The organism is Parafilimonas sp., assembly GCF_051953455.1.
GTDB lineage: Bacteria > Bacteroidota > Bacteroidia > Chitinophagales > Chitinophagaceae > Parafilimonas.
This window is the reverse complement of record NZ_JBQCIT010000001.1, coordinates 21,872-37,251: the sequence shown is the minus strand read 5'-3', so window position 1 is coordinate 37,251 and position 15,380 is coordinate 21,872. Positions and strand designations below refer to the sequence as shown.

Sequence of the window (15,380 nt, the reverse complement as noted above, 5' to 3'; positions counted from 1 at the left end):
AGCTTTTCATGCAAAAATCATACTGGTTATGCATACTTTTTTTTATTAACAGGCCTTGTGTTCTGCAGGCTATTTTAAAATCAAACAGCAACAATACATAAAAAAAATGTTATGCAATGTTTTATGCCAATGGCTTTAAATTCAGCACAGCGGCTTTTTCAATCATTAAATTATAAGCGGCTTCATAATCGTTTGGAATTTCACCGTCAAGTATGGCTTCGCGTATGGCATCTTTTATAATACCAATCTGCCTGCCGGGCGGCAACCCGAAAGTTTCCATAATTATCTCACCTGTTATAGGTGGTTGCCAGTTACGTATTTTGTCTTTCTCTTCCACTTCAATAAGGCGTTTACGCACTATTTCAAAATTGCTTAAATAGCGTTTTACCTTTATTCTATTCTTGCTTGTTATATCAGCTTCGCACAACATCATTAAAGCATCAATATCATTGCCGGCATCAAAAAGCAAACGCCTTATGGCGCTGTCTGTTATATTTTCTTTTGTAAGACTGATGGGCCGCAAATGCAGCGCTACCAGCTTTTGCACCAGTCTCATTTTTTCATTCTGCGGAAGTTTTAAACGTGCAAAAATTTTAGGCACCATCCTGGCGCCCACTGCTTCATGCCCATGAAACGTCCAGCCTTCTTCTTTGCTGAAACGTTTTGTTGCAGGCTTTGCAATATCGTGCAGCAAAGCAGCCCAGCGTAGCCACAGGTCATCCGTTTTGGCTGCCATATTATCCAGCACCTGCAGTGTATGGGTAAAATTATCTTTATGGCCAATGCCATCAATATATTCTGCGCCCTGCAATTCAAGCAGTTTGGGAAATATGATTTGAAGCAGCCCGCTGTCTCGCAAGAGAAACCAACCCACAGAAGGTTTTTCAGCAAGCATAATTTTATTCAGTTCATCAGTAATACGTTCCTGCGATATAATTTTTATACGTTCTGCATCTTTTTTAATAGCATTGAATGTGCCGGTTTCAATTGTAAAACCAAGTTGCGTTGCAAAGCGGATGGCCCGCATCATGCGCAAAGGATCATCGCTGAAAGTGGTAACAGGCTCAAGGGGTGTTTTAATTATTTTTTCATGCAGATGTTGTATGCCATTAAACGCGTCAACAACTTCACCATAATCATTTTTATTCAGGCTGATGGCAAGTGTGTTAATAGTAAAATCCCGCCGGTTAAGGTCGTCTTCCAATGTGCCGGTTTCTACTGCAGGTTTGCGGGAATCCGGTGCATAGCTTTCTTTTCGTGCACCCACAAATTCGATTTCAAGACCCGGAATTTTTATTTGTGCTGTACCAAAATTTTTGAAGTAAGCAACTGCTGGTTTGGGGTTGAATAATTCTGCCACTTCATGCGCCAGCTTAATACCATCGCCAATGCAAACAATATCGGCATCTTTGGTTGGCCGGCCCAGCAATTTATCACGAACAAAGCCTCCAATAAGATAACATGGCATAGAAAGATCTTCTGCTGCCCTTGCTATTTTTTTAAAAATTAAAGCTTCATGGCCGGTTAATTCAATTTGCATAGCCGGCAAAGATAGGGTGGAAAAAAGGAGTGTTTATTTATTCAAACTCCAGTTCATTGCTGAAGAATTCCCAATCAAACAAAACATAATCAGGATGTATAAAATGGTTTATGATATAACGCGTTTTTTCTGCCCTTGTTTTCAAACGCAGAAAATCAACCTCTTCATCTTTCTCACTGTCACGTTTTAATGATAATTGGTTTATCATCGCTTTATCTAACTTGCCCATAAAAAACTTTTGAATAAACCCTCAAAAATGGTGCATCTGAAAACCTAAAATCCACGAGCCATTGATTTTCAGGGGCGGATTATTTCAACTTTATTTTTTTTCCAGCGAATGAGCGAGGATGCCGCATGTTCGGCGTTATCATCCTGCCTGTACTGTACAATATAATCCACACCTTTTTTTATAACCGGCGAAACCTGCACAAAATTTCCGGGCGAAGGTTCGCCGCTAACATTGGCCGAAGTGCTCACAATGGGTTTGCGAAACCGTTTAATAAGATGCCTGCAAAATTCGTCGCTGCATATTCTTATGGCAACCGAGCCATCGGCATTACAAACATTTTCTGCCAGGCCTAACGCATGTTCATAAATTACAGTGGTTGGTTTCTGCACGGTTTGCAAATAGTCAAAAACAGCAAGATCAGGCGAGGCGGTATATTGTAAAACATCTTTTTCCGAAGCCACCAACACAACAAAGCTTTTCAGCTGCGGCCTTTGTTTAAGCCGGATGATTTTACTTACCGCTTCATTATTTGTGGCATCGCAGCCTATGCCCCAAATGGTATCGGTGGGGTAAAGTATAGTGCCACCTTTCTTTAATTGTTCCAGTGCATTAATTATATCCTGCTCAAAATCGGTTTCATTCATTTCCCTTGTTTTTATTTACGGCCTGCTCCAGCACATCATATAATTTTTTTGACTGCTTGTGCAAATCGTAATTTTTTTCAATATGCCCGCGCCCGGCCAATCCCATTTCTTTGGCAAGCAAAGGTTTCTCAATAAGTTCAATCATGTATTTAGCCATGCCATCTATGTCATGTTCATCAACCAGAAAACCTGTTTTGCCATTAATAACCGCTTCTTTTATACCGGCATGTTTGGTACTTACAACCGGCAGGCCACAGGCGGCAGCTTCGAGGATAGTATTAGGGGTTCCTTCCATATCACCATTCGCCGCCGTTACGGAATGCTGTACAAATATATTGGCCTCGTGCATGTAATTGATTACTTCTGTTGCATTTTGAATGCCTGTAAAAATTACATCATTTTCAAGGCCAAGCTTTTTTACAAGCTCAGCGCAATTTTCGTACAGGCCTGACTTTTCTCCAATTATTATTAATTTGGCATTGGTATGCACCTGTTTTGTTTTTGCAAATGCCTGTATGGTTGATTGCGGTGACTTTTTTGCAATCAACCTGCCCACACAAAGAAAAAGCGCATCCTGTTTTTTAGGATATGCCGGGCTGAATTTTTGAACATCAATGCCATAGGGTATCAGCGAAATTTTATCTTCAGGAGCGCCGAGTGAAACCAGCTTATTCTTCATATCTGCCGATACGGCGATAATGCCTGCGGCTTCTTTAAACAATGTTTTGTAAGCTTCCTTATATTGTTTCAATATTTTTTGCTGTGTTGCATCAAAGCCGTGAAAATGCACTACTAACGGCAGGTTTAAAACTTTGCAAATGGGAAGGATATGCACGGCCGCAAAGCCATAGTTGGCAAGCACAATATCAATGTTATTTTTCCTTAAAAAATTCTTCAATCCATGATTGCCAAAGTAATTATTACGCTCACCCGAAATAGTTTTTGCAATGTTGTGCATTACCCAAAAAAAGCGTGAGGACAATAGCGTATCGTCATCGTTTCGCTGCGGCAGGCGCCCGCCGTGCACAGGAAATATTGCGGCATAGTTAGCAAGTTCTTTTATCTGGTTAAGCAGGAATGTTTCAGAATACCTGTCTTTCTCAGTCCTCGTTATGCAAATACGCATCCGTTAAATTTATAAAGGTATTTATTGTGTGAGCGATACATTTGCAACAATAATAAAGCTAAGCCAGATTTTATGAAATTATCTGTAATAATCACCACATATAATGCGCCGGCATGGCTGCAAAAAGTTTTGTGGGGTTATGAAGCGCAAACTTTTAAAGATTTTGAAATGGTGATTGCAGATGATGGTTCGGCAGGTGAAACACGGCTTTTGATTGATAATATGCGCAAAACAGTTTCTTACCCTGTTCAGCATATATGGCATCCTGATGAGGGTTTCAGAAAATGTACGATCCTTAATAAGGCCATTGTTGCATCGCAAACCGATTATCTCGTTATTTCTGATGGCGACTGCATTCCAAGAAAAGATTTTCTGGAAGTACATATCAATAAAAGAAGACAGGGATATTTCTTATCCGGCGGTTACAGCAAGCTGCCTATGGATATTTCACAAAAGATAACAAGAGAAGATATTTTCAATCAGAATTGTTTCGATATAGATTGGCTGAAGGCTAATGGTTTGCCTGCAACATTTAAGAACAATAAGTTTACGGCCAAAGGCTTTAAAGCCAGCCTGCTCAATTTTATTACACCCACCCATGCATCATGGAACGGGCATAATTCATCGGCATGGAAAAAAGATATTTATGCCGTGAATGGTTTTAATGAACAAATGCGCTACGGCGCATTGGACAGGGAAATGGGCGAACGGCTGGAAAACAGCGGCATTAAGGGTTTGCAGATAAGATACAGCGCTGTGTGTGTGCATCTCGATCACTCAAGGGGTTATAAGAATAAAGAAGATCTTGCCAGGAACAAAGCGATATGGATGAAGAGCCGAAAAGAAAAATTAACATGGATTGAAGACGGCATTGTAAAATCAGCTAAACCGGTTTCGCAACCCGCTTAATAAAAATTATTACTCAAACTATAAAACTAAAATTTCTCCAGGATGGAATTACAATCACTCATTCTTGAAGCATGGAATAACCGCGAATTATTAAAAGAGCAAAAATATTCAGATGCTGTAAAAGCCGTTATAGAAGAAGTTGATAAAGGCCGGCTGCGTACAGCGGCTCCAACCGGTAACGGATGGCAGGTAAATGAATGGGTAAAGCAAGCCGTTTTATTATACTTCGCTGTTCAGCCAATGGAAACAATGGATACGCCGCCTTTTGAGTTCTATGATAAAATACCATTGAAAAAAGGTTTTAAAGATTTAGGCGTAAGAACTATTCCGGGCGCTGTTTCCCGTTACGGTGCTTACGTTGCAAAAAATGTAGTGCAGATGCCGAGCTTTATAAATATCGGCGCTTATGTTGATGAAGGTACAATGGTTGACACCTGGGCCACTGTGGGCAGTTGCGCACAAATAGGCAAACACGTTCATCTCAGCGGCGGCGTGGGTATTGGCGGCGTGCTGGAGCCTTTGCAGGCCACGCCTGTTATCATTGAAGATGGTTGTTTTGTTGGCAGCCGTTGCATTGTGGTGGAAGGTGTGATAGTTGAAAAAGAAGCAGTGCTTGGTGCCAATGTAGTGCTTACCCAATCCACAAAAATTATTGATGTAAGCAAATCTTCACCTGTTGAATATAAGGGATATGTACCGGCGCGGAGTGTGGTAATTCCCGGCACCTATAATAAAGATTTCCCGGCCGGCTCCTTTGGTGTTAGCTGTGCTTTAATTATTGGCCAGCGCAAAGAAAGCACAGATAAAAAAACAAGTTTAAACGATGCTTTAAGAGATTTTAACATAAGTGTATAATTATATTTATATTAATACGGCTTTTTGGTTTTGTTTTTGAACAATAGTGTTCAAAGCCGTTGCTGATTAGAAATAATTACCTGGAATACAGCCTGCAGTGTCAAAAGTCATGCAGGCTGTACAATTTTATACCACATAAGTTTTACAATTATCAAGGCAGGTTACTGATATTTACAGCGTGCATGCAAAAGATGTTATTATCATTGGCAGTGGCTTTGCCGGTCTTTCGGCGGCCTGCTTCCTGGCTAAAGCGGGATTTAATGTTATGGTGCTTGAAAAACATGATCAACCCGGTGGCCGTGCAAGGCAATTAAAACTGGATGGATTTAGTTTTGATATGGGGCCAAGCTGGTATTGGATGCCTGATATTTTTGAAAGGTTCTTTAACCAGTTTAATAAAACAAGAAGCGACTATTACGAACTCATAAGGCTCGATCCCTCCTATCGCATTTACTGGCAAAATGATATCGCGGATATTCCTGCGGATTATCATGCATTAGAAAACTTATTTGAAAAACTGGAGCCTGGCAGCAGCAAAAAACTTGAACTATTTTTAAACGAAGCGGCCTATAAGTACAAAACAGGCATGCAAAATCTTGCCTATAAACCGGGGCTTTCCATCACCGAATTTTTAGATAGCGATTTAATAAAGGGAATATTTGAGCTTGATGTTTTTACTTCAATAAAAAGACATGTAAGTAAATATTTCAAGCATCCGCACCTGCAGCAACTGCTTGAATTTCCTGTTTTATTTCTTGGCGCTTTGCCTGACAAAATTCCTGCTTTGTACAGCCTGATGAATTATGCAGACTTTAAAGGTGGAACATGGTTTCCTAAAGGTGGCATGTACAGTATTGCTGAAGCCCTGTACCAACTGGCGCTTGAACTTGGCGTACAATTTCAGTTCAACAAAAATGTAATTAAAATTGACGTTGAAAATAAGCTGGCTACTAAAATTCATGTGCAGCATAATGACAACACTTCATCCGTTTACAGCGCTTCAACGGTGATAGCTAATGCAGATTATCACCACACGGATAATGTTTTATTACCTAAAGCACACAGGAATTATACTGAAGGTTACTGGAATAAAAAAATAATGGCGCCGTCAGCATTAATATATTATGTGGGATTGAATAAAAAGCTGCATGGCATGGCGCATCATTCTTTATTTTTTGATACTTCTTTTAAGCAACATGCCGCAGAAATTTACATAACAAAACAATGGCCGGCAGATCCTTTATTTTATGTAAGCGCAACCTCCGTAACCGATAGTTCGCTGGCGCCGGCAAATAGTGAAAATCTTTTTTTCCTCATTCCGGTGGCAGCGGGGTTGAATGACGATACATCTGAATTGCGTGATCATTATTTTGAAAAGATGATATCACGTTTTGAACAAAGGATTAATCAACGGGTTAAAGAGCACATCATCATTAAAAAAAATTTTGGATGCAGCAATTTTATGGAAGATTATAATGCCTATAAAGGCAATGCTTATGGCCTGGCCAATACGCTTATGCAAACAGCTATTTTAAAACCTTCCATAAAAAATAAAAAAATAAAAAATCTTTTTTATACCGGCCAGCTAACCGTACCGGGGCCGGGTGTGCCGCCAGCTTTAATAAGCGGTGAAATTGTAGCAAAACATATAATTAAGCTGAACAAATGAACATTATTTAAAACTTGCATTAATTTATAATTCTGATTAAGTTGCAGGCAATAACATGATTGACCTCTTTCATAAAACAAGCCGGCAATGCAGTAAAATAACTGCAGAAAACTACAGTACATCTTTTGCCGCTGCCGTAAGGTTATTACATAAAAACATAAGGCCGGATATTTACAGTATTTATGGTTTTGTGCGCCTTGCCGATGAAATTGTTGATACATTTCATAACTACAATAAAGAAGCATTGTTTCATGCCTTTAAAACCGATACTTATAAAGCCATTGAAGAAAAGATAAGCCTCAACCCTATTTTAAACAGCTTTCAGCTCACCATAAATAAACATAATATTGACGTTTCCTTAATTGATGCCTTCTTTAACAGTATGCAATGTGATCTTGATAAAACTTATCACTCAGAAATCTCTTATAGGGAATATATCTATGGAAGCGCAGAATCAGTTGGGCTAATGTGCCTGCATATTTTTTGTAGTAATGATAAAAAATTATACGACCAGTTAAAGGAATATGCAAAAAGGCTTGGCGCAGCTTTTCAAAAAGTAAATTTTTTGCGGGATATAAAAGCAGATAATGAGCAACTTAACCGCATGTATTTTCCCAACTGCTGTTTTAAAAATTTTACGCCACAAAATAAACAAGAGATTGAAGCGGATATTCAACAGGATTTTGATTACGCTTATAAAGGTATTTTATTATTACCGCCAGAAGCAAAGCTTGGTGTTTATATAGCTTACAAATATTATTTATGCCTCTTTAAAAAAATTAAACGGCTGCCCCCAAAAGCAATATGCAGAAAGCGTATACGGCTTGCAGATCATATAAAAATCTTCATTCTTGCCAAAGCCGGTTTGCAACACCGGTTGAACATTTTATAGCAACAATTAACGGCGTTTAAATTATTTATTATATTTATCGCGTTATGAGCAGCACATCGTCAGCAGCGTTGCAGGAATTTAAAAATCTTGTTGCGCTAAAGTTTCAGTTATATAATAGTTTGTTTATTTCGTTACCGTTTCACCGTATAGAAAAAACAGGGGTATTGCTTTCCTTATTTTTATTGGAATGTGAAGAAGGCTTCGGCAAACATAAAAGCCCCGCAGATATTATTGATAACTTTTTAGAAAAAAATACTTCGTACGAAAAAGAGGAAGAACGGATAGACCTTTTATTCCGCTTTGTGCAATATGCAGAACGGCAGGTGGTTTTGTTTGATGCATTGGAAGATGCCGCTTTTACAGATGTAAATGATGTAAACGGCTCGGGCACAATAAAGCAATTGTGCTCGCAAATAACACAGATGCAGAAGGAAACCGATTTTGTAAAAAAGCTGAATGATTTTGCTGTGCGTATTGTATTAACAGCACATCCAACGCAGTTCTATACCGGTGAAGTGCTGGGTATTATAAACGATTTAAGCAGCGCTTTAAAAGATGATGATACGGAAGTGGTAAATAATTACCTGCAGCAACTTGGCAGAACTCCTTTTCTTAAAAAACAAAAGCCCACGCCTTATGATGAAGCACTAAGCCTTTTATGGTTTTTGGAAAATGTATTTTACGATGCGGCAGGCAATATTATGTCAATTTTAAAAAACGACGTACAGGAATCTGAGCGCTTAAACCATCCTTTAATACAAATGGGTTTTTGGCCCGGCGCAGACAGGGATGGCAACCCGTTTGTTAACACCGGTATTACCTTAAAAGTGGCTGAAACACTCCGGGCGGGCATCCTGCGTTCTTATCACAAAAATGCACGATGGTTAAAACGCAGGCTTACATTTAAAGGCACGCAGGAACTGATTGCCTTGCTTGAAAAACGTCTTTACGATAACCTTTATGATGCTGATAATGTTGAACAAATAACGCAGGAAGAAATAAAAGATATACTGCAGCAAATAATTGTTACGCTTCATGCCAACAATGATTTGTTTATAGAAGATGTATATAAGCTTTTGTTTAAGTGTGAAATTTTCGGTTTGTATTTTGCTTCACTCGATATACGCCAGGATAGTTCTGTGCATGCTAAGTTTTTTGAATCGCTTGCTGCACAAAAAATACTGCCGCAGAATTATGCCGGTTTTGATGAAAACAAAAAGATCGATGCCCTGCTAAAATTGCACGGGCATGACATATCATTTAAAGATGATGATCTTTTAAATGATACCATACAATCGGTTAAGGCCATAAAAACCATACAGGAAAGAAATGGAAAAGAAGCCTGCCACAGGTATATTATAAGCCACTCGTACAGCGCCCTGAATATTATAGAAGTATATGCTTTATTAATATTAGGCGGATGGAAAAAAGAAGCATTGAGTGTTGATATAGTTCCTTTATTTGAAACAATCGATGACCTGGCCAATGCAGCCGCCATTATGAAAAAACTGTATTCCAACAAAATATACAGGCAACACTTAAAGCTGCGCAACAATACGCAAACCATTATGCTTGGTTTTTCTGATGGTACCAAAGATGGTGGCTATTTAATGGCTAACTGGAGCATTTATAAGGCCAAAGAAGAATTAACACGCATCTCCAGGAGTTTTGGTGTTGATGTAATATTCTTCGATGGTCGCGGTGGCCCGCCGGCACGCGGTGGCGGCAAAACACATAAGTTCTATGCATCAATGGGGCACGATATTTCAAACAAAGAAATACAATTAACGGTGCAGGGGCAAACCGTAAGTTCCAATTTCGGCACCATCAGTTCAGCACAATTTAATATTGAACAATTAATTCATGCCGGTATTTCAAACGATCTGTTTTCATCAAAAGAAAATACCTTAACCAGGAGCGAAGAAAAGCTGTTAAAGCAACTTTCTGAAGACAGTTATGAAGCCTATCTGCAGTTAAAAAATCACCCGGCATTTGTTGATTATCTCGCGGAGATAAGCCCCTTGCGTTTTTACTCGGAAACAAATATTGGCAGCAGGCCAACCAAGCGTGGCAAAACATCAACACTAGCTTTGAAAGATCTCAGAGCTATCCCGTTTGTGGGTTCATTCAGCCAGCTTAAACAAAATGTAACAGGCTATTATGGTGTGGGCATTGCATTGAAAAAAGCTGAGGAAAACCGCAAATGGAACAGCGTGGTTCAGCTATATAAACACTCGCTTTTTTTCAAAACTTTAATTGATAATTGCGAGATGGCAATGATGAAATGTTATTTCCCGCTTACACAATATCTTGCCGGTAATTCGCGGTATGGAAAGCTTTGGAATATGATGAATTCTGAGTATAATCTCACGCTGCAGTATTTACAGAAGCTTACAGGCAATGACACACTGATGGCGGGGTATCCTGTTGAAAGTTCAAGCATACACATGCGGGAAAGAATTGTGCTGCCGCTGGCTACCATTCAGCAGTATGCCTTAATGCAGTTGCGCTCAAAAAATGATTCGCAGTACAAAGAAAAATATGAGAAGCTTGCTATGCGCTGTTCATTCGGGATAATTAATGCCGGGAGAAATTCAGCATAAAGTGCTTTAGAAATCAGGTTCCAACAAATTTTTTTAGTACAATCACATAAAATAAAAAGGGTTCCGCAATGAACCCTTTTTTATTTTATTATAATCTTATCAGCTAAGCCTGCTCAACGGCTTTGGGTAATTTGTCGCCAAACTTCTTTTTATAAAAAAGCATTGCATCTTCAATTATATCCAAAGCTTTTGCTTTATCGCCAAAATCGGAAACGACAACGGATTTCTTTTCAAGCGTTTTATACTCTTCAAAGAAATGCCTTAATTCTTCAAAGAAATGCTGTGGAAGTTCTTCTATATTATTATAATGGTTTACACCGGGGTCATTGTTGGCAACGGCAATTATCTTATCATCTGCATCGCCGCCGTCAACCATTTGCATAACGCCAACAATTTTGGCTTCCATTAATGTTAAAGGCTGCACCGGCAAAGAAGTAATAACCAATATATCAAGTGGATCTTTATCGTCTCCGTAAGTTTGTGGGATAAAACCATAATTCACAGGATAGTAAAAAGAAGAATAAATAACGCGGTCCAGTTTTAACAAACCACTTTCTTTATCAATTTCATACTTGCATCTTGAGCCTTGGGATATCTCAATAACAGCATTAACAATTCTGGGTGCCCTATCTCCAGTATTTACGCCATGCCATGGATGAAGAACAGTAGTGGTAATCATAATTAAATTTTTGCAAATGTACTTTTAAACAGCTTTTTTAAGAAGTCTTATTTGAGATAGATGAAATATTTTAAAAAAACTAATTAAGAAATCCGGAAAAAAATTTTCAAATAGATCGTTTTTTATATATTTATCCTTTTTAAATCCAGCCTTATATTTAGAATGACAGGTAAACAATTTTATCAAAAAGTTTATACTGAATTGGGCTTATATTTGTAATGCTTTATTAACCTCGTTTAGTTTCCCAATGAATGAAATCTTACTAATAATAGCGGCCTACCTAATAGGCTCTGTACCAACAGCAATATGGGTTAGCAGGTATTTTTTTGGAGTTGATATTCGTGATTATGGCAGCGGTAATGCAGGCGCCACCAATACTTATCGCGTATTAGGTGCAAAATGGGGCACGCTTGTAATGATTACGGATATGGTTAAAGGCGTTATTGCCACTTCCCTGTACATTTTAATTCCATATTACGTAACAAAATCCAATGAATGGGACAGGACAAATCTTATGATCGGGCTTGGCCTCGCTGCAGTTGCCGGCCATATCTTTCCCATTTGGGCAGGTTTCAGGGGCGGTAAAGGCGTTGCAACTTTGTTTGGAATGATATTAGCTATTCAACCCATCGTAGCTGTATGCTGTGTTGGGGTGTTTTTGCTAGTTCTATATTTAACGAGGTTTGTGTCGCTCAGTTCTATTCTGTCAAGTGTAGCATTTGCCGTTTTTATTCTTTTTATTTTCAATGATGATGTTACACTATACAGGATATTTTCTGTAGCGGTAGCATTAATGGTTATACTCACCCACCAAAAAAATATAAACCGGTTGTTAAACGGAACAGAAAGCAAGGTTCCAATCCTTAAACACCGCGACCGCCGCCGCAGCAACAGGCAAAAAAGAAGACGTTGATCTTCATTTTTAACTATTGTTGAATTTTTAATTATTTTATGAAACGCCCGCATAAAATACTTCCCTTTCAGGAGCATGTATATAAGGCGTTCCATAAGACCATTTAAAAAACAGAAATCATACGAATGAAACCAAAAATCATCCTGCTACTTCTCTTTGTAGCAAGCCTTAACTTTTTTTCCTGCACACGAAATGCAATTACCGGCAGAAACCAGCTTTCACTGGTTCCCGAATCTGAAATGCAGCAAATGGCTGTAACCCAATACAGGGAATTTCTCGATACCAGTAAAGTTGTTCCAAAAACAAATGCCAATGCAGAAATGGTGAAGCGCGTTGGTTCCCGCATAGCGTCGGCCATTACCAAATATTACCAGGAAAAAGGTATTACGAATGATATTGCTAATTACAAATGGGAGTTTAACCTGGTTCAGGACAAACAGGTGAATGCATGGTGCATGCCCGGCGGCAAAGTGGTTGTTTATACAGGCATTCTTCCCATTACGCAAAACGAAGACGCGCTTGCCATTGTATTGGGACATGAAATAACGCATGCTGTTGCAGGCCATGGCCGTGAACGCATGAGCCAGGTAATGGTAGCACAAGGATTACAGATAGCTGGGAACGTGGCTTTATCAAAAAATACACAAACGGTAAATATTTTCAATAATGTTTTTGGACCTGCTGCGCAGGTTGGTGTATTGTTACCGAATAGCCGTAACCAGGAACTGGAAGCAGATCATTACGGGCTGATCTTTGCGGCAATTGCAGGCTACAACCCGCAGGAAGCTATATCTTTCTGGACGCGTATGGCAAACTTGAGCAAAGGCGGTGCACCACCTGTATTTTTAAGCGATCACCCAAGCGATGCTGACAGGATTCAGAAATTAAAACAGCTAATGCCCGAAGCGCTTTCTTATTATAAGCCTTCCAAATAACCAACAGGAGATTGTTTACCAATATTTTACCCTTAAGGTTTAACGTCTAAAAATAATCTTACAGTAAACGACATCGTTCGTTATTCATCACTCAAAAACAGCATTAGTAACAAGTATATAAATCTTCTTTATACCATAAGTTTCTTAATAAATTATTCGTGCAATATTCTTCCCGGAATAAACAGGCAATAAAAAACCCCGCGGCTGCGGGGTTTTGAAATTTTATAACGAAAAGAATTATTTCTCTTCTTCTTTCTTAAGCTTCTCTTTAATTTCAGCTAAAGCGCTAAGATCGCCAAGTGTAGCTTTTTCAACCTTGTTCTGAATGTTCTTAACCGTTTTACGTGTCTTTTCAGATTCGGCTTTTGCTTCTTTCTTAGCTGATTCCTGTTCAGCCACTTTTACCTGTTCCCATATTTTGGTATGGCTTACAAGAATACGCTTTTCATTACGGTCAAATTCAATCACCATAAATTCCGCAGTTTCATCTGCCACCAGGCTCTTGCCGTCTTCTTTAATTAAATGACGGTTAGGTGCAAAACCTTCAAGGCCGTAAGGTAACTGAACAATAGCGCCGCGGTCATCTTTACGGATGATAGTTCCTTCATGCACGCTGCCTACAGCAAATGTATCCTGTAAAGCTGTCCATGGGTCTTCTTCCAGTTGTTTATGACCAAGCTGCAATTTGCGGTTTTCTTTATCGATGGCCATTATCAGCACATCAATTTCTTCGCCTGTTTTTGTGTATTCACCAGGATGATTGAAGCGTTTCAGCCAGCTTAAATCGCTGATATGGATCATACCGCCAATACCTGGTTCAAGCTCTACAAACACGCCGTAAGGAGTAATGTTTTTAACCACACCTTTGTGCCTGCTGCCTTCCGGATATTTTTCTTCGATATTATTCCATGGGTCTTCTGTAAGCTGCTTGATGGAAAGACTCATTTTGCGGGATTCTTTATCCAGCGTTACAACCTTAGCTTCATGCTCATCACCCAGTTTGAAGAATTCTTTTGCATTGATAGGTGTGTTAGCCCATGTAATTTCACTCACGTGTACCAAACCTTCAACGCCGGGAAGAATTTCAAGGAAAGCACCGTAGTCTTCAATGTTAACTACTTTGCCTTTTACAACAGCGCCTTCATGTATAAATTCAGGCAATACATCCCAGGGATGTGGGGTAAGCTGTTTTAAACCAAGGCTGATGCGTTTCTTATCATCATCAAAATCAAGCACAACAACCTGCAGTTTCTGATCCATCTTCACTACTTCACTTGGGTGAGAAATTCTGCCCCATGAAATATCCGTGATGTACAGTAAACCATCTAAGCCGCCAAGGTCCATAAATGCACCAAAGTCTGTAATGTTCTTAACAGTACCTTCAAGCACCTGGCCTTTTTCGAGCTTGCTGATAATTTCTGCACGCTGTGCTTCAATATCGCTTTCAATTAATGCTTTGTGTGATACAACGGCGTTCTTTATGGCTTCGTTAATTTTAACAACCTTGAACTCCATTGTTTTGCCTACAAACTGATCGTAATCAGTTACAGGTTTAACGTCAATCTGAGAACCAGGCAGGAATGTTTCGAGGCCAAATACATCTACAATTAAGCCGCCCTTTGTTTTGCTGGTAACGCTACCGGTAACCACTTCGCCTGTTTTGTGCACTTCAACAATGCGCTCCCATGCACGAAATACACGAGCCTGTTTGCGGCTGAGGTGAAGGTTGCCATCGCGGTCTTCTTTTTCAACCACCATAACTTCCACAACATCGCTCACTTTAAGACCGGGGTTATCGCGGAATTCGTTAAGCGATACAAGACCATCGCTTTTAAAACCAATGTTTACAACAACATCAGTTTTAGTAAGGCCTACAACGGTTCCGTTTACAATCTCACCATCTTCAATGGTAACAAAAGTGTTCTCGTAAACCTTGTCATACTTTTCTTTTTCTTCTTTGCTGTAGTTTGTAACATTACGCTTATCAACGCTCCAGTCAAAATCGTCGTGCGCTGCAAGCTTTTCTTCTACAGGCTGGGGAAGTGTTTCTGCAATAGTGTTTTCCACTGCGGGCTGGGTTTCAGTTTCAGAAGCTGAATCTTCTGTCACAGGTGCATTTGTTGTCGCTGTAGTTGCTTCTGCCTGTGGGGCATTGGCAGACTCCTGTGCCTCAGCGTTTGTGTTAGGAATATTATTTTCACTCATAATAAAAATCCCGTTGTTTTAAATCGGGGCGGCAAAAGTAAGTAAAATACAATAAAAACACGTATTTGCAACGGGCCGGTTTGTTAATGAATTCTTTAAGAGAAACGGCGTTATAGTCGAATAAGCCGGTAGAAAACCTAAATGATCAATGCTCATTTCAGCCATTGAATCAAATATTGAA

12 protein-coding genes and 1 pseudogene are annotated in these 15,380 nt (G+C 39.4%); 7 read left to right on the top strand and 6 right to left on the bottom strand.

All coding sequences use genetic code 11. From position 1 onward, the window contains the following. Positions 1-121: 121 nt before the first annotated feature. The 4 genes from ACTHN6_RS00150 to ACTHN6_RS00135 form a co-directional block, all read right to left on the bottom strand. Positions 122-1,540 carry a CCA tRNA nucleotidyltransferase gene (locus ACTHN6_RS00150; RefSeq protein WP_440433681.1) on the bottom strand — a complete coding sequence of 473 codons (1,419 nt, stop codon included), beginning with the start codon at positions 1,538-1,540 and terminating at the stop codon, positions 122-124. 37 nt (positions 1,541-1,577) lie between these two features. Further along, entirely contained in the window at positions 1,578-1,769 is a 192-nt protein-coding gene (locus tag ACTHN6_RS00145) for a hypothetical protein (RefSeq protein WP_440433680.1), read from the bottom strand. Positions 1,770-1,837: 68 nt separating this feature from the next. Next, on the bottom strand, positions 1,838-2,413 hold the full coding sequence (locus ACTHN6_RS00140) for an L-threonylcarbamoyladenylate synthase (protein ID WP_440433679.1): 576 nt from the start codon (positions 2,411-2,413) through the stop codon (positions 1,838-1,840). Continuing rightward, a complete protein-coding gene (locus ACTHN6_RS00135) occupies positions 2,406-3,539 on the bottom strand; it encodes a glycosyltransferase (protein ID WP_440433678.1) in 1,134 nt (377 codons plus the stop codon). Before ACTHN6_RS00135 ends, ACTHN6_RS00140 begins: the two co-directional genes overlap by 8 nt. A 72-nt stretch (positions 3,540-3,611) precedes the next feature. On the opposite strand from ACTHN6_RS00135, the gene ACTHN6_RS00130 reads away from it, so the two are divergent. From ACTHN6_RS00130 to ACTHN6_RS00110, 5 genes and pseudogenes are all read left to right on the top strand, one after another. Beyond that, positions 3,612-4,448, top strand: coding sequence for a glycosyltransferase family 2 protein (locus ACTHN6_RS00130; protein ID WP_440433677.1), 837 nt, complete (start codon positions 3,612-3,614; stop codon positions 4,446-4,448). A gap of 42 nt (positions 4,449-4,490) precedes the next feature. Next, positions 4,491-5,303, top strand: a complete 813-nt coding sequence (locus ACTHN6_RS00125; RefSeq protein ID WP_090659853.1) for a 2,3,4,5-tetrahydropyridine-2,6-dicarboxylate N-succinyltransferase — start codon at positions 4,491-4,493, stop codon at positions 5,301-5,303. A gap of 163 nt (positions 5,304-5,466) precedes the next feature. After that, positions 5,467-6,972 (top strand): annotated as a pseudogene (locus ACTHN6_RS00120) (phytoene desaturase family protein); the annotation flags it as partial. Between the two features lie 55 nt (positions 6,973-7,027). Then, positions 7,028-7,864: a phytoene/squalene synthase family protein gene (locus ACTHN6_RS00115; protein WP_440433676.1), complete on the top strand. Its 837-nt coding sequence runs from the start codon at positions 7,028-7,030 to the stop codon at positions 7,862-7,864. Between the two features lie 44 nt (positions 7,865-7,908). Next, positions 7,909-10,467, top strand: a complete 2,559-nt coding sequence (locus tag ACTHN6_RS00110) for a phosphoenolpyruvate carboxylase (RefSeq protein ID WP_440433675.1) — start codon at positions 7,909-7,911, stop codon at positions 10,465-10,467. A gap of 103 nt (positions 10,468-10,570) precedes the next feature. On the opposite strand, the gene ACTHN6_RS00105 is transcribed toward ACTHN6_RS00110, so the two are convergent. After that, entirely contained in the window at positions 10,571-11,146 is a 576-nt protein-coding gene (locus tag ACTHN6_RS00105) for an inorganic diphosphatase (protein ID WP_440433674.1), read from the bottom strand. A gap of 247 nt (positions 11,147-11,393) precedes the next feature. Between ACTHN6_RS00105 and plsY the strand changes: the two genes are divergently transcribed. Both plsY and ACTHN6_RS00095 read left to right on the top strand, forming a co-directional pair. Further along, positions 11,394-12,059: a glycerol-3-phosphate 1-O-acyltransferase PlsY gene (gene plsY / locus ACTHN6_RS00100; protein WP_440433673.1), complete on the top strand. Its 666-nt coding sequence runs from the start codon at positions 11,394-11,396 to the stop codon at positions 12,057-12,059. Positions 12,060-12,184: 125 nt separating this feature from the next. Next, positions 12,185-12,994: a M48 family metallopeptidase gene (locus ACTHN6_RS00095; protein ID WP_440433672.1), complete on the top strand. Its 810-nt coding sequence runs from the start codon at positions 12,185-12,187 to the stop codon at positions 12,992-12,994. Between the two features lie 237 nt (positions 12,995-13,231). Here the strand turns inward: ACTHN6_RS00095 and rpsA are convergent, their stop codons facing one another. Continuing rightward, positions 13,232-15,199 carry a 30S ribosomal protein S1 gene (gene rpsA / locus ACTHN6_RS00090; protein ID WP_440433671.1) on the bottom strand — a complete coding sequence of 656 codons (1,968 nt, stop codon included), beginning with the start codon at positions 15,197-15,199 and terminating at the stop codon, positions 13,232-13,234. Positions 15,200-15,380: the final 181 nt, after the last annotated feature.